Source organism: Epilithonimonas lactis, assembly GCF_900110605.1.
In the GTDB taxonomy this organism is placed as follows: Bacteria; Bacteroidota; Bacteroidia; order Flavobacteriales; family Weeksellaceae; genus Epilithonimonas; species Epilithonimonas lactis.
In genome coordinates, this window is sequence record NZ_FOFI01000001.1 from 876,355 (window position 1) to 896,636 (window position 20,282).

The following is a 20,282-nucleotide window of genomic DNA, read 5'->3' on the forward strand; positions in this document are numbered from 1 at the left end:
AAAACGATTATAAAAATGGGAATAATTGTAAGTTATGAAGTAATTAAAGATTTAAATTTAATAATAGAAATTGAGAATAATAAAAATTCAAACTTTAATATTGAAACCTTTTTAAATCAAAATCGAGCTGAAATAAAATCATTTTCAACTTTTGTGAAAAGCTGGAATCCATTATATTCTTTACTTGGTAATATATCAGGAAATAATATTTTTGATAAGTTAAGTGAGTATAAATCAAGCATCGAATCTAATGAATACACGAAAATATTTACAATCGATGAAGTAAGTATTTTATATGAAATACTTAAAGGTATTAATGATAAAGAAATCAAAATATCAATTGAAAATAGTTTATTAAGAACGAAAATTGCAAGAGAAAATGGATATAATATGAAATACATTTTTGACGAAAATTCAATTTATACAGAGTTCGTTGAACTTAAAAATGCTGTAAATTTCGCATACGTTTCCGAATCACTGATTGTTCAAATATTATATCCTTAGAATATTTTGTATAATTATTGAAGGCATTAATCAATAATTCATTTAATATCTTTAAAAGGAGAAATAACATATAAGTAAAGAATAAAATAATTTAATTATAAAAATGGAAAACAATATTTTAGATTGTGTCATTGTAGGTTCAGGACCGGCTGGTTTTACAGCAGCAATATACGCAGCTAGAGCAAGTCTTAAACCTGAATTATTCACCGGTTTGGAACCAGGCGGACAGCTGACGACGACGACCGAAGTTGAGAATTTCCCAGGTTATCCAGATGGGATCACAGGTCCGGAAATGATGCTTCATCTTCAAAAACAAGCAGAACGTTTTGAGACCAAAGTGCATTACGAAATGATCACCAAAGTGGAGTTTTCCAAAGTAAGAGGTGGCATTCACAAACTAAGTACAGGTTCTCGTGAGATCCTTGCAAAAAGTGTGATCATCTCGACTGGAGCTGCAGCAAAATATCTTGGATTGGCAGATGAGAAAAAATATTCTGGTGGCGGCGTTTCGGCTTGTGCAACTTGCGACGGATTTTTCTACAGAGGAAAAGATGTAGTGGTGGTAGGTGCTGGAGACACGGCGGCAGAGGAAGCAACTTATCTTTCAAAGATCTGTAACAAAGTGACTTTATTAGTTAGAAAAGACCATTTCCGTGCATCCAAAGTAATGGTCGACAGGGTTTTGAGCACATCCAACATCGAAGTGAAGTACAACCACGAACTCATTGGAATTGAAGGTGAAAATGCTTTGGTAGAAAGAGCAAAGGTGGTGAACAATTTGACTGACGAAGTTTCAACAATCGATGTTCACGGAATTTTCATCGCAATCGGTCATAAACCGAACACTGGGATTTTCAAAGGACAAATCGACTTGGACGAAAACGAATACATCATCACCGAAGGAAAATCTGCAAGAACCAATCTTCCAGGAGTTTTCGCAGCGGGCGATGTTCAGGATCATCATTACAGACAGGCGATCACGGCTGCAGGAAGCGGTTGTATGGCGGCAATGGATGCAGAGAAATATCTAGGTGAATTAGCCGGTGAAAACCATACTTGGGTTGAACAGTAAGCAAAAATTCAATCTTTATAAAATCAAAATACATCGGGAATCTCGGTGTATTTTTTTTGCTTTAGACTAAGATAAAAAAAATCAATAATAAAAATCGAACTGAGTTCCAAAACCTTCGTCACTACCAACGGCATTTAGAATAGATAAAAATTTTCCTCACAAAATCAAAATACACCGAGAATTCCCGGTGTATTTCTTTAGAAAAGAACTATTACAAAAAACTAATATATATAAAATGTGTTTCTTATTTTTTTAATCCTCGCTGAAAGCAAGTTTTGTGTTTGTTCTTGGACGGCTGGTCGTCCTATTCTCATCTTTGTTATGGATCTTATAATATAAGAATGCGATGAAAGTTGGTTTGTGATAGATTTTGTAATATCTATATTCCGTTTGGAAATGTCTCAAGTTGATCTTGTAGAAGTCATATCCGATCACTACCAAAAGACAGATGCTGATGAGGTAGAACACTCGGAACTCTAGGCTGTAGTAGGTCAATCCAGAGAAGATCGCGCCCAAAACATAGGCTGCCATGATGCTCATCAAAAGCTTTGCTCTTGCGATCAACTCTGGGTTCTTTCTGAATTTCTTCTGTGTAAACATTGAAGCCAAGATTCCAAGATCGGTGGTAGTACCAGTAAGGTGCGTGGTTTTTACCGAGAAGTTGGAGATACTGGCCGTCAAACCATTTTGAAGACCTGTTGCGAACAACATCAATGCTACCAAGGCTTCCGTCTCTCCCAAAGTCTTTTCGTAGAAGAATTGACCATAGACACCGACTGCCAACAGACATAGTATTTCTAGAAATATCGGCAATGAGTGGGCAAAATATTTACTTTTCTTATTCAGGTTGATCACACTCATGTTGGATACAAATCCACCGAAGAAGAACAAAAAGATCCATCCACCTACCACGGCGACCTGAGACCAGTTTCCCTGGCTTATCTCTGCCGCGAAGATGGCGTAATGTCCTGTGACGTTGGACGTAAAAGAGAGAAATATCAATAGAGATGCTATATTTATAGTCCCTGCTGTGAAAGCAGTCAGCGTTCCCAGTCTGATGTTGTCTCCCAACGTTCTGCTGTTACTATAATTTCTTAACATTTTACTTTACTTTTAATAATTAAATTCTAATTTTTCATCATCGTTCCCTACAAGAAAACTTCTGCCAATCTTCCTTTTTCCGGGATGAATTCTGTAGTCGCAGTCACCACTTCTTGAGGTTCAACGTGCTTGTTTTTCTTCAGGTAGTTTGTAATTTCGAATTGGTTTTTCTTCAGAGTCCTGCTCTTGGTAGCAGAGAAGTAAGCTTCGTCTATCGCTGCAGCCTCGATGTAATTGTTGAAGGTGCGCTGGAAACTTCCTGTGAAGATGTCGCAAGTGATCTTGTTGATGAGACTCGGATATTTGTTGTTGATAATGCTATAAGCATCACAAAAAGCCTGAGATCTTATCTTCCCAAAAACAGTACTTTTTGTTGTGAACAGCAGATCTCTGATAGAATCGCCCATATCGTAGCCTGTAACGAAAAGAATGTTATATTTGTTCTCATCATGTTGTTCATGCTTCTTCTTCAAAACTTTTTTCAAGATGTCCAAAGATTCCAGTGAAAAGTCTGTCGCTATTAAAATGGTTTTGGTCATAACTTTATAATTTTTGTGAGTTGTCGTTTTTTGATACTACAAAACTATACCCACCAAATTAGAAAGTCTTTGGAACCGAATTAAAATGTAATTAGAGAGATTAAAATGAGATTAGAATTTCATTTTTCAAAAGAATTTAGTCGTCGAACCACTTCGTAAGATTTCGAAAGAAATGGCAAATGGCACTGCGAAACAAAACGAAAATTAGTAGGTCACAAAGATCGGAAAGCTGATCTGCACCGTTGTCCCAATATCCTGCTTAGAATTGATGATCAATTCGCCATTGTGTATTCGGATGATATTCCTTGCCAGCGGCAATCCAATGCCATAACCTTCGTAATTTTTGGTATTAGAAGCGCGGAAAAAGGGATCATAGATTTTATCGAATTCAGAATCCGGGATTCCAATTCCGTTGTCTTTCACGATGATGTAGACGTGCGTGTCTGTTGCGCCAAGTGAAACTTTAACCTGTTGAAAATTAGAGTATTTGCAGGCGTTATTGATTATGTTTGCCATCGCAAGATGGAGTAGTTGCTCGTTTCCTTGCACTTTTAACTTCTTAGGATTGTCTGGCAACATGCTGATATCCATGAAGACATTATTGTTGGAATTGATCCTCGTTGCCGTTTCGATAACGTCCCAGAGCAACTGGTCCATTCTCACTTTGTCCATTTTCTGGATCTTGCCATCAAAACCTGTTTGCGCGATCATTAGTAGCGCTTTGATTTTCTTATCTAGCTTTTCAGCTTCTTCCAAGATGATCTGAAGCGTTTCCTGATAATGTTCCTCGGTTCTTTTCATAGATAGCGCCACGTCAGCTTCTCCCATGATGGAAGTCAAAGGCGTTCTTAGTTCGTGTGAGACATTTCCGATCAAGTGGTTTTGTGTTTCGAAAGACGTCTCGATTCTGTTCAGCATGCCGTTGAAAGTATCGACCAATTCATTCAATTCTGTGTTGCCTGGCTGCGGTTCCAATCTCAAATGCAGATTTTCGGAACTGATCTCTTTCACCTTATTTGTGATCTTCAGGATCGGCTTGAATAAGGTTTTAGAGAGATAAAAAGAAAAGATCATGGAGAAGAAAAGTGCCAAGATCATACAAGTGATCAAAGTTCTCTTCAGATATCCCAAGTAATAGACGACATAATGGTTTTTCGCAGATGCTATGGCGATGTAATCTTTGTTATGCGAATGGAAACTTTGACCTATGTAATAGAGCTCCTTGTCGTTGTAGTTGGCAACACCTTTTTTTACAATATTTTTGAAGAATGTATCCGGAATGTGGATCTGGTGTGAGATCTTGCTGTAGTTGGAATCCTTCGGAACTTCGAAAACATAATCTTTCTCCATCGGTAATTCCTCTTCTCTGGTCAAATTGGAAATGATCTGATTGGTCGTCGTATCAATATGCGGTCTGCTTTTCTCGATCTGTACAATCGTTGTTGCTCGGATCTTCAAAAGTTCATAGAATCTCTGATGCGAAAAATTAACAATGGAAAAATAAACCAATCCACTGAAAAGCAGTATGACCACAGTGAAAACAAGCATCAAAAGAAGCATGGTCTTGGTTTGATTGGTAGAGATCCTTTTTAGCATATTCTTAAGGTTTTTTCAGGACGTAGCCCATTCCTATGACGGTGTGGATGATTTTGTTGTCGTCCATATTGTCGAGTTTTTTTCTGAGATAATTCACGTAGACGTCCACCACATTGGTTCCCAATTCATAATTCACGCCCCAGACGGCCTCCAATATTTCTGCTCTGGAGATCACCTTTTCGGGATTGTTTAGGAAATAAAGTAGAAGTTTATATTCTGTGGAGGTCAATGATATTTCGGTGCCGTTTCTGGTAACCTTCTTGGCGTAATCGTTGATGGTAAGATCTTCGAATTGATAGATGTTTTCATCGTTTTCCACTTCGATTGCATCCGCACCATTGCTGTGTCCGCTTCTTCTTAACAAAGATTTTATCCTCGCTACCAATTCTATGAATTTAAAAGGTTTCACGAGATAATCATCGCCACCACTTTCCAATCCCATGACAATATTTTCGGAAGAGTCCAAGGCTGTCAAAAACAGGATGGGAACGGTTTTGTTCTTTTTTCGAATCTCTTTACAGACCTCTAAACCATTAATGTCTGGCAACATAATGTCCAAGATGATCATGTCGAAATCATTGTTTTCCACCATCTTGATTCCGCTATTGCCGTCCAATGCAACAGAGATTTCGTATTCCAATTCCTGAAGACCTTTTTTGATAAAGGAAACGACGCTGGATTCATCTTCGATCAGAATGATTTTTTTCATAGAGTTTAGACTTCACAATGGTTGTGGTAGTTCAAAAATAACAATTTAATTTTAAAGCTCCACCGCAGTAGCTTTTTGTTTTGAGGAAAATGCTAGAAATTTATTTCGTTTGCGTACAGCAAGTCTTTTTTGGTCCTTACGAAAGGTCTCTGAAATTGACTTTGAGGTATTCACTTTTAATTTTGATGTTCTAAAAAGACAGTTTTTTACAAATTCAAAATAATCTGTCTAGTTGTGAAGAATTCCCAACAAAGTTTGACTGACTTTTGAAGCCATTATGTCTTTGTAATCTGTCTCATTACTCTTCTTCACATTTTTAGAAACTATTGAATTTTTTTTTGTTTAAGTTCGATACTTATTCAGTTCAGTAAAACCTGGTAATAAAAAATCCCATTCAACAACTTGTCGAATGGGATTTTGATTGATTTTAAATTTCATTAAAGTTTGAAACCGCCTGAAACTTCAACTCTTTGACCATTAATCCATTTGGAATCGTCTGAGCAAAGAAACGCAACCACGCTTCCGATATCATCCGGCAAACCAACTCTTCCCAAAGCCGTTTCAGAAGCCAAATGTTTGTTCAAATCGGAAATGTCACGGACAACACCGCCACCAAAATCAGTCTCAATCGCACCAGGAGCAATAGAATTAACTCTGATTTTTCGAGCGCCAAATTCCAAAGCCTGATATCTTGACAAAGAATCGATTGCCGCTTTCATCGCGCCGTAAGCAGAATAACCAGGCATTGAGAATCTTGCCAATCCAGACGATGTGTTCACAATACTGCTTCCGTCATTCAATAATGGTAGAAGTTTTTGAGTTAAGAAATATGGGCCTTTGAAATGGATATTTGTCATTGCATCCAAAATCTCTTCAGTTGTTGTTTCAAAACTTTCGTTGATTCCGATTCCTGCGTTGTTGACCAATGCGTCCAATTTTGCAGAAGCAAATTGAGTGTCCAAAACATCTTTCACGTCGGTTACGAACTGGTCAAAACCTGCTGTGGTAGAGATATCCAAAGGTAAAGCGAATGCTTTTTGTCCAAGAGTTTCGATTTCTTTTACAACTTCGTCTGCTGCTTCTTTTTTGGTTTGATAAGTTAAGATGATATCAAATCCTTTTTTTGCCAATTGTAAAGCTGAATCTTTTCCCAATCCGCGGCTTGCGCCTGTTACTAATGCTATTTTACTTGCCATTTTTATTTGTTTTAATTAATGCTACAAAGTTGGAAAATTATCGCATTCGTTGGTTTGCATATATCAAATTTAAATTTGTGAAAATCAAACAATCAGTAATTCGCGGTAATGTTGCGGCGATTGTTGGCTGTATTTTTTAAAGAAGTTAGAAAAATGTGCGACCTCTTCGAAACCCAATGTGAAAGCGATTTCCGAAATATTCCATTGCGTTTGGGTCAGTAATATTTTAGCTTCCTGAAAAATCCGGCTTCCTATGATTTCACCCGTTGTTTTGCCAGTTGTTTCTTTCAGAACTCTGTTGAGGTGATTCACGTGAACACCCAAAATTCCGGCAAAATCTGCAGGCGTTTTAAGTTGAAGAAGTTGGCTGATATTTTCGATAGGGAACTGTCTTTCCAATAGTTCGATGAATAGAGTAGTCGTTCTGGAAGCGGCAGTTTTGGTATTTTCAATTGGTTTAATTGGTTTTAATTTCTGACCCAAATGAATTAATTCCATTACGTAATTTCTCAGCAAATCATATTTATAAAGATAATCCGACTTGATTTCTTCGTGCATTTTCAGAAAAATTGCTTCAAATTGATGAAACTGTTCTGTCGAGATTTGAAAGATAAAATCGCTCTGAGCCGAGAAAACTGGAAGAAAGTCAAGCTCCAATCCAACTTTCGTGACTGGCAAAAAATCTTTCGTAAAAACACAAAAATGTCCCGATTGCTCTTTACATTGATTGGTGTAGTTATAAGGAATCTTCGGCGATGCGAAAAGAACGGCGCAATCTTCTATCTCAATGGTTTTGTCTGCGTATTCGACTTTATTCTTTCCATTGATCAAACTTATTTTATAGTAAGTTCTCCTGTTGTAGGGCATTTCAGTCTTCGAAGTACTGGTCCTGTAGATTTCAGAAATATCAAAAACATTGAAGTGCCCAATATCCTTATTGATATTTTCAGTAAGGAATTGATTGATGTCAGGACAAGTGTCTCCCAAAATATCCTGATAAAATTCTTTGATGGTGATAGAGCTCATTGCTTTGTAAAAATCAAAGATACGAGTTTGGGATTAATCCAAAAATAAGAATCTGAAAAACCATTAATCTACTCCAATCGATTGGGTTTGTTTTCCTAAGATGATGGTTGATTATAAATGTAGATCCAAAATAAATTGTACTTTTGTCGCATCTCTATGCAAAAATTCCTTCAAGGCTTAATGGTTTTTTCCTTGGTACTGATATTCTTTTACAATGTCAGTGGCATCAGCACATGCATAGAACACGCAAACCATGCAGAAAGCCACAGCAACACAAAAAAGGAAGGCAAGAGTGATCAAAATGCTAAGTTTTCACAAGGCGACCACTGTCAATGCGCACTTCACATGCATATGCATAATGTGATCATGCCAGAAAACCTAAGCATTGCTTTTTCTTTACAAGATGCGACAAATAGTGAGATTCCAAAAAAGAAGACCACGTCGTATGATTGCCTTTTGGATTTTTTCAGTTCGCGGGCGCCACCAAAATCTTTCTCTCCAGCAGTTTAAGTAAACACTTTGCTGAAAATCCTTGTTACAGATCGTCGTGCGGTCTGTGATCATTCACCTATGAACCTTCATCGGCGTAACTTCAAATCTTAAACATTTTATTTTGCCCAATTCTAATATCGTACGGAATTGATAATGATGTTTAGTGTCATTGCAACTCCTATCCATCAAATATTGAATTGGAAAAGGTAAAAAGAGAGAGAAGCTATTTCGGTTCATCATTAATCTTCATAATTCAACTATCAATACATGTTTAAATCAACATTAAAATTAATTGTCCGGAAAACTCGGCAAGATCTCCTAAAAGGAAAGGCAAGTCGCATTATCCTGGCAACGGTCTTTTTATTTTGTACAGCGAGCATCATTCTGGCATTTGCAAAATACCGTGATCATATTTCTCAAATACAAGAGCACAGGAAGGAAGTGCGGGAAAACTGGGAGCACAGGCCGGATAAACATCCACACCGGATGGCCCATTACGGTTATCTCGTCTTCAGGTCAGCATATCCGCTCAGTATCTTTGACAGTGGACTGGATGATTTTCTTGGAAATGTCATCTTCCTGGAAGCACATAAACAAAACACGGCCAATATCTCTGAAGCAGGAAGCTCAGGCATTCTTGTTCGGTTTGGTTCGTTTAACAGTGCTTTTATCCTTCAAACCCTGGTGCCACTGATCATCATTTTCTTTGGTTATGCACTCGTTTCTCAGGAGAGGGAAAATGCAACTTTGAAAATTCTCAATCTCCAAGGTGCTTCAGCGCGGGACATATTGTGGGGAAAGGTCTTAGGACTTTGGCAGTTCTCTCTTTGTTTTTTAATCCCGCTAATTCCGGTGGCTTACATATTTGCCGTTTTAGCAGAGCCTTCCATGTGGGTGGATATCTTAGTTAGGGTCATCATGGTCCTGGTTAGTTACACCATGTATTATTTCTTCATTGCAACTATTACTGTGATCATTTCATCCTTCAGTAAAACCTCGTCCTTGTCTTTGGTAAGTTCGATTGGTTGTTGGTTGTTGTTGGTTGTATTCCTGCCGAAAACGGTGCAGTTTGCAGCGCAGAATATTTTTCCTACACCATCGCGAATTGCTTTTGAGACTACACTGGAAGAAGAAATTATAAGATCTGGTGATAGCCATAATCCGGATGATCCTCATTTTAAGAAAATAAAAGACTCGCTTTTAAAAAGATATCATGTGGACGAGACGGCTAAATTGCCATTTAATTACAGCGGATTTATTATGAAAGAAGGAGAGAAGATGAGTTCTCAGATCTACATAAGGCATCAAAAAGAATTGCAGGGACAATACATCAATCAATTGAGATTTTCGGAATTATTTGGTTTTGTTGATCCATTGCTAGCTGTCAAAAATTATTCTATGACAGCTGCCGGGACAGATTTTGACACGTATCAGCGTTTTCAAGGTCAAGCCGAGCAATATCGCTACAAAATGGCGCAGCATCTCAATGACCTTCAAATTGAAAATATAAGCAATATCAAACCCACATCTGGGCAGCCTGCTGCTGTGGTAGACAGTGACCATTGGAAGGAATTCGCAGATTTCGAGTACAGATTTTCCAATGTCAGCGAAACGATCAAAGAACAGATAATACCTTTTGGAATTCTTATATTTTGGTTGATTGCCTGTACGTGTGCCATTGAGATAAGATCCAGAAACCTAAAATTCATCTAAATGAACAATTATTTATTAAAACAGTTTTGGCGTAACAAAGCTTATATACTTTCACTCTTACTCTTATTTTTTGCTGGATTAATGGCCATCTACACTGGCAAGAAATTCCTTGATAAGAACCAGGATATCATCGCGAAAAGTGCTTCTTATCAAAAGCAAAGCATAGACAAGACCGTGAAATACCACAGTGACGATCTTGGATTAATTCTTTATTATCTTAAATTCAATCTGGTAAACGAAACACCAAGATTGTCAGCTTTGAATATTGGCTTGAGAGATATCAATCCATCCATACAAGGTGTCACGATCAGAAATCTGGAGGAGCAACGCTACAATTCTGATTTCTACAATCCTGCAAATGCTGCGTCTGGAAATTTCGACCTCAGTTTTGTGTTGGTTTTTCTCTTTCCATTGATCATTATCGCTTTTTGTTTTAATCTGATCTCGGAGGAAGAGGAAAGTGGCAGATGGAAACTTTTGTCCGTACAAAGTAAGGATCTTGGAAAATTGATAGATGCAAAAATGTTGATAAGATTTATCGCGATCACAGCAGTTTATCTATTGTTGCTGATCATCGCAAAGGTTTGGGTCAATATACCAATTGACGGGAACTTCTTGGCTTTTGCTGCACTTGGCTGGCTTTATCTTTCGTTTTGGTTTGCCTTATGCCGATGGATCATTAGTTTCAGACGATCCTCTGGAGTGAATGCGCTGATCCTTCTTGTCGTTTGGGTCGGAATGAATTTTATCGTGCCTATGAGCAGCAATATCTTCATTCAAAAGAATTATCCGGTCAATGAATCTTTGGATGCCGTGATGGAACAGCGTGAAGGCTATCATACGAAATGGGACGAGGCCAAAAAGCCGACGATGGATCGATTTTACAAAGTCTATCCACAATACAAAAATTATAAGGTAGAAGAAACCGCCAGTTCCAGTTGGGTCTGGTATTATGCAATGCAACACATGGGTGATCTGGAATCTTCAAGATCATCTGTAAACTACAGACAGAAGATGAAAATGCGTAATGAGGCAGCTTCTGTTCTAGGCTACATTTTCCCGAACATCCAATTGCAAATGGCAACAAGTGCTCTAGCAAAAACAGGAATGGAGAACCATTTGGAATTTGCTGAAGGATTGAAAACCTTCCACGAAAACAAAAGATTGTCTTTTTACATGCCTATATTTTCTGGTGCCTCATCGCAAACCATCGACTGGAATGCTTTGAAGGTAGAATATTTTGAAACTTCGGATCGAATGGATCTTTTAAAAATGTTATTACCCATCATTTCGCTTATTTTTTTACTACTAATCTTATCACAGTTCAAATACAGAAAACTATGTTAAAAACAATCAACCTCCACAAAAAATATAATGATTTCACAGCCCTTGAATCTTTGAACCTTGAAGTTAAGAGTGGCGAGATCTACGCGTTATTGGGTCAGAATGGTGCCGGCAAAAGTACGACGATCAATATGATCTTGGGTCTGGTGCAGCCAACGTCAGGAGATGCATTCATCAATGGTGTTTCGGTAAAACAATCTCCTGAACTTATCAAAAAAGACATTGCCTATATTCCCGAAACAGTATTGCTTTATCCCAATTTGACCGGGATTGAGAATTTGGATTTCTTTTCGAGGATAGCTGGTTTCAAATATTCAAAGGCCGAATTATCCAATTTTCTATCCCGGACAGGACTTCAGACCAATGCTCATAACCAGATGCTCGGCGGTTATTCTAAGGGAATGAGACAAAAGGTAGGAATAGCCATTGCGCTAGCAAAAAATGCCGACGTCCTTTTGCTTGACGAGCCGACAAGTGGTCTCGATCCGATTGCGACCGCAGAGTTTACAGAGATCATCCGAGAGTTGGGGCAAATGGGTAAAAGCATTTTGATGGCGACCCATGACATTTTCAATGCAGTAAGTGTCGCGACAAATATCGGAATTATGAAAAATGGTATTTTAGTTCAAGATTTGAAGGCACAAGCCTTTTCTGCAGAGGATCTACAGGAATTGTATTTGAAAACTATTTAGTTACTAAAATTGAAAAGCCGCATAACAGCGGCTTTTTTTGTAATAAGACATTCGAATCTTGCATTTAAATTGGAAATAAAATTTTTTTCCAGATGAACTTTAAAAGTGTGTATGGTTTGAGATAGGAATTCATCTTCTGATTATTAGGGATGGAAAACAACATAAATTATTGTGAAGTATCGTTTTGATGATAGATGACCATCCAATTGTAGGATTGATCGCGAAATAGATTATTGTCTTTCTGGTCTTGCATAAAAAAACGCTGTAAACATCGATGTTTACAGCGTTTCAGCTTATTTTGGTGTCTCACCTGGCGGAGAGAGAGGGATTCGAACTTTGGTTGTAATCCCTTTATTTATAAGTGTTTCGCAGTAACATCTTGTAGTGGGCCCTAAATAGGACATAAGCAAAAAGCGGTAAAATCCAATATAAAATTTTTACTTAGTAAAAGTAAAAATTTTCGTTCGGATTTGCAACTTTTTTATGCTAAAATTTGAACTGGTATTTGAACTTATTCTGATGGCTTGAGAAGATCTGCTAACTGATGTGCAAGATCCATCATACTCCTGATCTCATCATCTATAGGATTTAGTCCAGATTCCGTGAGAATCTTTTTAGATCTTTCGAAGGAAACTTTTTTTGAAGTATTCTGAATAAAGTCTATTATCTTATCCTCCGATCTGTTTTTCTGATCGCTTATTTGTGGAGGGATCTTTTTCGTAGGGATTCAACATATTTAGTTTATTATGACTGAGATGATCTCAGACAACAGGTCAAGTTATAGTGCTAGCATTTAAAATATCACACTATGCCATCTCTGGGTCCCATTTGTCGTAAAATGTCTTTACGGCAAAGATAAATGGGATTCTATAATGTGAGGAAAGGTCGTAAAAGACAAAAAGCTGGTCAAAAACTGGTACTCGCCACGCTATCAACGATAAATTCTGGGTGCAGGATATTTCTTGTATTCATTGCGAACTCGATTTTAAGACTTGGAAATGGTCGTAGATATTTCCAATCTTCAACCAGTGATCAGAGCTTCCAATGCGTTGTAGCATAACCGGTCGTAAACTTGAAGTGGATCCATAGGATGTTGTAGAACGATCTCCTCTTTCGGTCTCTCCCTGTCAATAGGTCCAAAAGGCCCATTGGCTCCCATTATAAACTGCCATTATCTTATTCCCTCCATTATTTATCAAGGCCATCATTCCAGGTGCTGGATCTATTATATCCAAATGGGAGGAAACTATTGGTAGGACCATCGCCTTGGATGTTGATTCCAGGACCAGGATCCCCTCCGTTGTAGAGGATGTACTCCCTATGACCATCTTGGCACTGGGATTTTCCCGTGATGGAGGTTGGATACCAAGGTATGATGATATGTTTGCGGTCTGGACACTCAGATCTACCCACATGGTACCATTGTAGTATTCCACCTTTGCCGCTGTCGGCGTCGTGGCATTGAGGATAATGCTTCCAGGCGTAGGAGTTCCTACCTTGTTCGTGATGTAGGGCAAGATAATTCCTCTGTTTCCAGCGTTGGGGAATTCCATCAATACTGAGGTCTTATCTGTCGCGGTACCTATGTTATCACCAAAGATGACCTGGGCGTTATAACTGCTGAAGCAGCTCATGATGATAAAGAGCGTTATTTTTTTCATGTTAAGGACAGGTCTTTTTGTTATAACATCTCCATCCGATAGATGAATTGACGTAGATCTTCAGACAGTTTGCCGTTGTATCGTAAACCATCATACCCCCAACAGGATTTGTGATGTTGACAAGCTCGGCAGTGGAGATACGAGTAGGTACGAATGGCTTGGTATTGGACTCCAGGGCCAGATAGCCTCCCTTTCTCACCATAGGCCAATTGTTGTTGCTGTTATCTTCACCCGCGCGTCCTTGCGAGGTGATACCTATCTTGGTATCCAGCGCATTTCCTGAACTCACTGCATTTTCCAGACAATACATTGACATCGACCTGGTGCTATATGCAGAAAATGCAACATCGCTTTGTCCAGATAATTTCTGTACAAATTTTGTCGCACTGCGATAATTGTCCAAAGTGATACCGAAATCGCTAAGCTTGAAGGTAAGCATCCTGATATCACGTTTCGTATTCGAGAATGATGTATACATAGGATATGGACAAGATGCTACACCCGCAGAATAAAAATTCCAGAGCGCCTCTCCTGATGGGTCCACGGTCGAGAAATTGATGGTTATAGGATTGCCGACTGTGGTCCCATTGGAATCTGTGAACCTGAATATATCAGAACCTGCGGTGGTGTTCGCTGGTTCGCCGACCTGTGTCACTACTATGTCGGGGATGTTGTCATCGATGCAGGTCGGATTTATGTCCGCCAGAACATTGACCAGGAAATTAAGGTCCTGGGCCGGTATGTTGAACACTGCTGTCGCAATATTCAGCCCGTTCAGCCCATCTCTGAGGTAATATCCAAGTGAAGAATCGCAGGGTAGGGAAGGTGAGACGGTCTGTGTCTGTTCGACCTTATTGACGAATCGGGGCATACCTATAAGGAAATTCGATTCTCTGTTCAATACAGAAAAAGAGACCGGAAAAGATCTGTAATTTTCCAAGATGGCAGAAGGTATACGCTGGCGAACGGCCTGGTCATTGACCCCGGTGGTGTAAGTTGTACCACCAACTGTGAAGCCGATAATATTATTATTGTCGTTCGGTATTACGACGGGAGTCGGGGTTGTCTTCGTCTGGGATGTCCAATAACCGTTGTGATCGCCAAATATAGCATCAGGTCTACGTTGTGCACTGAGCACATTGTGTGATAAAAAAGCCAGAAGTAAAAACACTTCGGCAGTAAGAGATCGTTTCATTAAATTTTAGACCGAAAAAATCGGTAATTTTTCGCGAAAATATAAAAATCGTAATGATAATTGCTTAGTGGTTTATAATTTCCCTAATATTTATGATATTAATCAGTTTTTGTTATAAAAATATAATTATTATTGGAAATTTGCTAAGGAGCTGCTTGGTTGCGTGCGTGAATATTCCATCTTTGTCCGATCAGAGATATTATCATTATAAGTGATTATGATCAAATATTCGGCATAGTTAATGCATAAACATATTAAAGATCTTAATTCAGCATATCCGCCACATAACTTTCTATATTTCACTTCATCTTTCTATTTATGATCATCTTTTAGATCGTAGGAAGATTTTCAAATACACTTAAACAACTTTTAAATTTTTATGAAGAAAATTCTATTTTCATCGCTTTTATTTGCGGCCTTGTCAGCTACAAATGCCCAAGTAGGTATAAACACGGATTCGCCACAGGCTATCCTGGACATCACAGGAAAGAACATCACCGATCCATCCAACATGGACGGTCTGTTGATCCCGAGGATCAATACTTTTCCTACTCTAAATCCAACAGTGTCACAAAACAGCATGTTGGTCTACCTTACCGTGGCCACGACCTCCGGATCGCAATTCGGTGTCAATCCTCCCGGATTTTACTACTGGAACTTTTCCGAGCTGAAGTGGGTGGCCATTGAAGCCGGTAGGTCTGACTGGTCCATCAATGGCAATCGTGGAACTCTTGACGGAACAAATTTTTTAGGTACGGTGGACAATGTGCCTCTCAATATTCGTTTCAACAATGAAAAGGCAGGGAGGATAGATGCAGAAAGGACATTCTATGGCTATAGATCTGGTAACAGCAACTATGGCGAGATGAACGTGGGGGTCGGAAATGAGGCTTTGTACAATAATACCACAGGGGCCAACAATACTGCGATAGGCTCTAGGGCGCTGATGTCCAGTACTACGTCTTCTGCAAATACAGCATTAGGTTTTGAATCATTGTATTCGGACATTATATCCGGAGAAAATGTGGCGGTAGGATATCAGGCTTTGCGGAACAATACCACGGACTCAAATACGGCAGTAGGTTATCGGTCGCTGTTCGAGAATACCACCGGCAATTCAAATACGGCGGTAGGTAGGGAAGCTTTGAGAAACACCATTGGCGGGAATTCTAATACGGCAGTAGGCAGGGAAGCCCTTCAGCTGAATACTACTGGCGGTAACAACACGGCATCGGGAGTACAGGCATTGCGTAATAACCTAACAGGTAATGACAATGTAGGAATTGGTCCATATTCCCTTTATAACAATACCATTGGTTCAGGAAACGTGGCATCTGGCATCAATTCCCTCTATCAGAATGTTTCAGGAGAAGGTAATACGTCGATCGGTAAAGAATCGATGTATAATAACAGGATAGGGAACTCCAACGTGGCATTGGGCTTTGCATCACTCTATGACAATACCAATGGAAATGAAAATGTCGCCATAGGTACCGAAGCATCGAGGGACAACAGCTCGGGGTCACGAAATGTTGCGATCGGTCACGACGCGTCAAGGGTGAACACGACCGGAAATGGCAATGTGGCTGTTGGCAATTTTGCATTGCTTACCAATGCCACTGGAAATAACAACACAGCGTTGGGAAATGCCGCGGATGTATCTACACCAGATATCACCAACGCCACCGCATTGGGAAATGGGGCAAAGGTCGGTGTTTCAAACAAGGTGAGGATAGGAAATCAGGATGTAACCTCGATAGAGGTGCAGGTCGGATTGTCTATCGCTTCGGACAGGCGTTTCAAAGAGAACATCGTTCCGATCTCCCTTGGTCTGGATTTTATAGATCAACTTACACCAGTAGAATATGTCAAAAAGAACGATGCGGAAAAGAGAAAGGAATGGGGACTTATAGCCCAGGACCTGAAGCAGGTGCTTAAGGACAATCACTATGAAGGTGCCGCGATCATCAGCAGTGACAGGTCCAAGGAAGAATACCTTTCGATCCGTTATGATGACCTTCTTGCACCTATCATCAAAAGTATTCAGGAACTTAATGCGAGATCGCGACAAACGGAGCTACTTCTTAAAAAGGTGACCGACCAACAGCAGGTCATCAAAGAACTAACATCCAGGGTGGAAGACCTGGAACGGAAATGGTCAGAAGGTATGACCAAGACAAAATAGCCTTTTGGATCTCTTTGCGATGATTCGCAAAGAGAGGAATGATGAATGTCGGCATATCAAGACAAATGAATAATACGAAGACGTAGAAAAAATATTTTTCCTGCGTCTTTTTTCTACCAGAGATGGTCCGAAAATACCTCTACGATGGTCTTTATGATATTTCAAGCTCTCAGGTGAGACCTTATATCATTTATAATGGGCAACGATGTTAATGAATATCTTAAAGGTCTATTTTTTGCAATCATCACAAGATCACCTCAGAAATATATCAATACCTTTGACCGCCATGGACCTACCCAAAAATTTCTCCAGACCCAAACTCACATTTGACTATGGTGTGACAGTACCTAGTCTTATTTTTATAATTGGGACCTGTCTCCTGTCTGTCATTTTTCCAACAATGGTCAATTCCTTATTGACAGATGTGAAGAACTTCATATTTGTCGACCTGAATTGGATCTATGTCTGGTGTGTCACGATCTTCGTGGTATTTCTGGTCTTCCTCTTGTTCAGTAAATACGGGAAGATCAAGTTAGGACCGAATGAAAGCACACCGGAATATTCTTTTTTCTCATGGATATCAATGCTTTTTGCAGCGGGTATGGGGATCGGACTGATGTACTTCAGCGTTGCGGAGCCAATGCAGCACTATTCGACGGACGCCTTCTCACAAAGTCATATCATCAGTAGGGCGAAAAATGCCCAGCTTTACACCTTCTTCCATTGGGGTATCCATGCATGGGCTATCTATGGTCTTGTAGGACTATGTTTGGCATATTTCACATACAGGTACCGCCTTCCTCTGTCGCTCCGCAGTTGTCTGTATCCATTGTTGAAGGAAAGGGTCAACGGCAAATGGGGAGATGTGATAGATATCTTCGCATTGTGCAGTACCTTTTTTGGTATTACCACGACACTTGGGTTCGGCGTAGTGCAGATCAACTCAGGTCTGGAGACCTTGAACATCCTGCCTGGTACAGGGGCGATCTACCAATTCATGATCGTGGCGGTCCTGGTATCCATTGCCGTCTTTTCTGCGACGTCGGGAGTTGACAAGGGAGTTAGGATATTGAGTAACATCAATGTCGTTGCGGTCGTTGTCCTACTTGCCATTATATTGATACTGGGGCCTACGGTCTATCTTATAGGGAGCTTCACATATGGTCTGGGAAATTATATCAATAATTTCTTCGACCTTACATTCAATACACACGTCTATGAGGAAAAGACCTTACCATGGTTCTACAACTGGACGATCCTGTATTGGGCATGGTGGATATCATGGTCGCCTTTTGTAGGTCTTTTCATTGCGAAGATCTCGAAGGGTCGGACCATCAGGGAGTTCATTGCCGCCGTATTGATCATCCCGACCTTGTTCAACTTCCTATGGATGTCTGTTCTAGGCAACAGTGCGATCTGGATCGATCTCAATGTTGCGAACGGTGCATTGGGCAACCTGGTCTCAGATCCGGATGCACTAATGTTCCGATTCCTGGAATATCTTCCATTTTCTGATATCCTTAGCGTTGCAGTGGTCTGTATCATTATGATCTTCTTCGTCACGTCGGCAGATTCCGGGATACTGGTCATGGATAGTATCTCTACCAAGAATTCATCACGTTCACCAAAGGTCCAGATGCTCTTTTGGGGAATTCTCCTTGCGGCACTGGCGTTGATGTTGCTGAATGCCGGAGGATTACAGGCCTTACAGACGATGACGCTCATTACAGCCTTGCCTTTTGCCATCATTATGGTGCTGTTTGTGGTATCCCTCATGAAGGCACTCGTCATCGACCATGCTTATTATGAAAAAGGACTTTCTGTCTCGACCGTTCCATGGTCAGGTGAATTTTGGAGACAGCGTCTTAAGACCATTGTCTCGTTCAAGACAGAGGAATCGGTAAAAAAGTTCATCGACGAGGAGGCATTGGCTGCTTTCAATGATCTGAGGGATGAGTTAGAAGCCAATGGGATAATTGCTGAGGTCCATTATATCGAGGATTCGAAAAGGGTCTATCTTGAAATACGCCATGACATTGTCAATGATTTCATCTATGGCGTGAAGTGTGAGAAGAGGATCGTTTCGGAATATATGGTCGATGACAAGAATCTACCTGATCTGGAAAGTAATGTCACCTACTTTCCTAAGACCTATTTCGGGGATTCCCGAGAAGGATACGATGTCCAATACTTCACTAAGAATGAACTGATCAGCGACGTGCTCAAACATTATGACCGCTTCCTTAAAATAATCGCCGACCGTTCTAATGAGATGTTTGTAAGCAATGACAACGGTCCTCAAGTGAAGTGATATCCAGGTCAATGTTGTAGGAATTAGATGAAAATGATGGAACGTCTTTCATCAGGATAACCTCGAACACGGTGAAATCCAGCAAGGATCATGTTAGGACGTTAATACTTGTAAGAGTGAGGGTAGGACCTCTCATGACAATTGACCTGTATGTGGATATATCAGGATAATGTCACAGGGGAACCGGTCGGATATATGCGTGGTATCAATACTCTATGGTCTTTCATAAAAGAAATTCTATGACTAACTGAAAACATTTGTCATATAGATATTTAAATATCAAATAATTTACTATGCCCTGCCATAGATAGATCATCATAGGTCAAAAAAAACTATCTCACCGGATAGTGAGATAGTTGAGTGATGTGACTTGTTGAGACCTCTATTTGGGTCTTTTATTTCTAAAAGTTCACCCGGATGTCGCTAGGCCCCTTCATTATTATGGTCACTCTGTCAGCATCATTTACCAACTGGTATTCTGCTTTGGAAAAACTTTCATCCTGTTTCTCCTGGACCTCTATATCTCCGAATCCTATGTCCTCTTTCAGGATCTCAATGAAATATTCTTCTGTGCCCTCCTTTTTGGAAAAGTGTTCCTTGTTAAAATCTATGAATTGCATATCGTCAATGTATTTGGTTAGATCGGATATGACCATCAAATACCATACTAAGCTTTTCCAAGAGATCACAATTCAATATATATCGTAGTTCTCACTTGACCATATATCTAATTCCGATAATGGAACTTTCACAATGTCCAATATCGAAGCTGGTGCAAAGACCATCGACCTTCTCTCCTCGGTATGTTCGATATTTAAGGAAGATCCTCCTAATGTAATTTGGAATATGATATGACAGGATATGAAATTCCATCGAAACAGTGGGTATGGATATAGCAAGATGTGCAACTCCATTCTTTGACGATCGTGCTGGAAGCAGGGGGGGA

The 20,282-nt window shown here is 39.7% G+C and carries 17 protein-coding genes; 8 read left to right on the forward strand and 9 right to left on the reverse strand.

Going from position 1 to position 20,282, the window contains the following annotated elements:
- Positions 1-15 precede the first annotated feature (15 nt).
- The gene (locus BMW39_RS04110; RefSeq protein ID WP_131474349.1) at positions 16-504 is read left to right on the forward strand and encodes a hypothetical protein; all 489 of its coding nucleotides are present in this window, start codon (positions 16-18) and stop codon (positions 502-504) included.
- A gap of 103 nt (positions 505-607) precedes the next feature.
- Entirely contained in the window at positions 608-1,576 is a 969-nt protein-coding gene (gene trxB, locus BMW39_RS04115; protein WP_034977585.1) for a thioredoxin-disulfide reductase, read from the forward strand.
- 252 nt (positions 1,577-1,828) lie between these two features.
- Here trxB and BMW39_RS04120 read toward each other — a convergent pair whose 3' ends face one another.
- The 6 genes from BMW39_RS04120 to BMW39_RS04145 form a co-directional block, all read right to left on the reverse strand.
- On the reverse strand, positions 1,829-2,677 hold the full coding sequence (locus BMW39_RS04120; RefSeq protein ID WP_083391879.1) for a YoaK family protein: 849 nt from the start codon (positions 2,675-2,677) through the stop codon (positions 1,829-1,831).
- 47 nt (positions 2,678-2,724) lie between these two features.
- Positions 2,725-3,216 carry a hypothetical protein gene (locus tag BMW39_RS04125; RefSeq protein WP_034977588.1) on the reverse strand — a complete coding sequence of 164 codons (492 nt, stop codon included), beginning with the start codon at positions 3,214-3,216 and terminating at the stop codon, positions 2,725-2,727.
- Positions 3,217-3,420: 204 nt separating this feature from the next.
- Complete coding sequence (locus BMW39_RS04130) at positions 3,421-4,812, reverse strand: HAMP domain-containing sensor histidine kinase (RefSeq protein ID WP_034977590.1); 1,392 nt, start codon at positions 4,810-4,812, stop codon at positions 3,421-3,423.
- A 4-nt stretch (positions 4,813-4,816) separates the two neighbouring features.
- Entirely contained in the window at positions 4,817-5,521 is a 705-nt protein-coding gene (locus tag BMW39_RS04135) for a response regulator transcription factor (protein ID WP_034977591.1), read from the reverse strand.
- Positions 5,522-5,958: 437 nt separating this feature from the next.
- A complete protein-coding gene (locus BMW39_RS04140) occupies positions 5,959-6,717 on the reverse strand; it encodes an SDR family NAD(P)-dependent oxidoreductase (protein ID WP_175459322.1) in 759 nt (252 codons plus the stop codon).
- A gap of 84 nt (positions 6,718-6,801) precedes the next feature.
- The gene (locus tag BMW39_RS04145; protein ID WP_034977596.1) at positions 6,802-7,743 is read right to left on the reverse strand and encodes a helix-turn-helix domain-containing protein; all 942 of its coding nucleotides are present in this window, start codon (positions 7,741-7,743) and stop codon (positions 6,802-6,804) included.
- 156 nt (positions 7,744-7,899) lie between these two features.
- On the opposite strand from BMW39_RS04145, the gene BMW39_RS04150 reads away from it, so the two are divergent.
- From BMW39_RS04150 to BMW39_RS04165, 4 genes are all read left to right on the forward strand, one after another.
- Positions 7,900-8,253, forward strand: a complete 354-nt coding sequence (locus BMW39_RS04150) for a hypothetical protein (protein ID WP_034977599.1) — start codon at positions 7,900-7,902, stop codon at positions 8,251-8,253.
- Between the two features lie 249 nt (positions 8,254-8,502).
- Entirely contained in the window at positions 8,503-9,948 is a 1,446-nt protein-coding gene (locus BMW39_RS04155; RefSeq protein ID WP_051880007.1) for an ABC transporter permease, read from the forward strand.
- Positions 9,949-11,295 carry a DUF3526 domain-containing protein gene (locus tag BMW39_RS04160; RefSeq protein ID WP_034977602.1) on the forward strand — a complete coding sequence of 449 codons (1,347 nt, stop codon included), beginning with the start codon at positions 9,949-9,951 and terminating at the stop codon, positions 11,293-11,295.
- Positions 11,289-11,984, forward strand: a complete 696-nt coding sequence (locus BMW39_RS04165; protein ID WP_034977605.1) for an ABC transporter ATP-binding protein — start codon at positions 11,289-11,291, stop codon at positions 11,982-11,984. The genes BMW39_RS04160 and BMW39_RS04165 overlap by 7 nt, the downstream gene beginning before the upstream one ends.
- A gap of 1,127 nt (positions 11,985-13,111) precedes the next feature.
- Here BMW39_RS04165 and BMW39_RS04170 read toward each other — a convergent pair.
- Together BMW39_RS04170 and BMW39_RS04175 are read right to left on the reverse strand one after the other, a co-directional pair.
- Complete coding sequence (locus tag BMW39_RS04170) at positions 13,112-13,645, reverse strand: hypothetical protein (RefSeq protein WP_034977607.1); 534 nt, start codon at positions 13,643-13,645, stop codon at positions 13,112-13,114.
- Between the two features lies 1 nt (position 13,646).
- Complete coding sequence (locus tag BMW39_RS04175; RefSeq protein WP_034977609.1) at positions 13,647-14,840, reverse strand: hypothetical protein; 1,194 nt, start codon at positions 14,838-14,840, stop codon at positions 13,647-13,649.
- Between the two features lie 379 nt (positions 14,841-15,219).
- On the opposite strand from BMW39_RS04175, the gene BMW39_RS04180 reads away from it, so the two are divergent.
- On the forward strand, positions 15,220-17,025 hold the full coding sequence (locus BMW39_RS04180) for a tail fiber domain-containing protein (RefSeq protein WP_051880009.1): 1,806 nt from the start codon (positions 15,220-15,222) through the stop codon (positions 17,023-17,025).
- A gap of 286 nt (positions 17,026-17,311) precedes the next feature.
- Positions 17,312-19,336 (forward strand): BCCT family transporter, encoded by a 2,025-nt coding sequence (locus BMW39_RS04185; RefSeq protein WP_034978004.1) that lies wholly within the window; start codon positions 17,312-17,314, stop codon positions 19,334-19,336.
- Between the two features lie 401 nt (positions 19,337-19,737).
- Here BMW39_RS04185 and BMW39_RS04190 read toward each other — a convergent pair whose 3' ends face one another.
- Positions 19,738-19,956 carry a hypothetical protein gene (locus tag BMW39_RS04190; protein ID WP_131474351.1) on the reverse strand — a complete coding sequence of 73 codons (219 nt, stop codon included), beginning with the start codon at positions 19,954-19,956 and terminating at the stop codon, positions 19,738-19,740.
- Between the last annotated feature and the right edge of the window lie 326 nt (positions 19,957-20,282).

Excerpts from the sequence above, each read along its gene's own strand:
- BMW39_RS04175 (WP_034977609.1), bottom strand. The coding sequence starts at position 14,840 with ATGAAACGATCTCTTACTGCCGAAGTGTTTTTACTTCTGGCTTTTTTA.
- BMW39_RS04120 (WP_083391879.1), bottom strand. The coding sequence starts at position 2,677 with ATGTTAAGAAATTATAGTAACAGCAGAACGTTGGGAGACAACATCAGA.
- BMW39_RS04165 (WP_034977605.1), top strand. The coding sequence starts at position 11,289 with ATGTTAAAAACAATCAACCTCCACAAAAAATATAATGATTTCACAGCC.
- BMW39_RS04145 (WP_034977596.1), bottom strand. The coding sequence starts at position 7,743 with ATGAGCTCTATCACCATCAAAGAATTTTATCAGGATATTTTGGGAGAC.
- trxB (WP_034977585.1), top strand. The coding sequence starts at position 608 with ATGGAAAACAATATTTTAGATTGTGTCATTGTAGGTTCAGGACCGGCT.
- BMW39_RS04110 (WP_131474349.1), top strand. The coding sequence starts at position 16 with ATGGGAATAATTGTAAGTTATGAAGTAATTAAAGATTTAAATTTAATA.
- BMW39_RS04135 (WP_034977591.1), bottom strand. The coding sequence starts at position 5,521 with ATGAAAAAAATCATTCTGATCGAAGATGAATCCAGCGTCGTTTCCTTT.
- BMW39_RS04155 (WP_051880007.1), top strand. The coding sequence starts at position 8,503 with ATGTTTAAATCAACATTAAAATTAATTGTCCGGAAAACTCGGCAAGAT.
- BMW39_RS04130 (WP_034977590.1), bottom strand. The coding sequence starts at position 4,812 with ATGCTAAAAAGGATCTCTACCAATCAAACCAAGACCATGCTTCTTTTG.
- BMW39_RS04150 (WP_034977599.1), top strand. The coding sequence starts at position 7,900 with ATGCAAAAATTCCTTCAAGGCTTAATGGTTTTTTCCTTGGTACTGATA.
- BMW39_RS04140 (WP_175459322.1), bottom strand. The coding sequence starts at position 6,717 with ATGGCAAGTAAAATAGCATTAGTAACAGGCGCAAGCCGCGGATTGGGA.
- BMW39_RS04160 (WP_034977602.1), top strand. The coding sequence starts at position 9,949 with ATGAACAATTATTTATTAAAACAGTTTTGGCGTAACAAAGCTTATATA.
- BMW39_RS04190 (WP_131474351.1), bottom strand. The coding sequence starts at position 19,956 with ATGCAATTCATAGATTTTAACAAGGAACACTTTTCCAAAAAGGAGGGC.
- BMW39_RS04170 (WP_034977607.1), bottom strand. The coding sequence starts at position 13,645 with ATGAAAAAAATAACGCTCTTTATCATCATGAGCTGCTTCAGCAGTTAT.
- BMW39_RS04180 (WP_051880009.1), top strand. The coding sequence starts at position 15,220 with ATGAAGAAAATTCTATTTTCATCGCTTTTATTTGCGGCCTTGTCAGCT.
- BMW39_RS04125 (WP_034977588.1), bottom strand. The coding sequence starts at position 3,216 with ATGACCAAAACCATTTTAATAGCGACAGACTTTTCACTGGAATCTTTG.
- BMW39_RS04185 (WP_034978004.1), top strand. The coding sequence starts at position 17,312 with ATGGACCTACCCAAAAATTTCTCCAGACCCAAACTCACATTTGACTAT.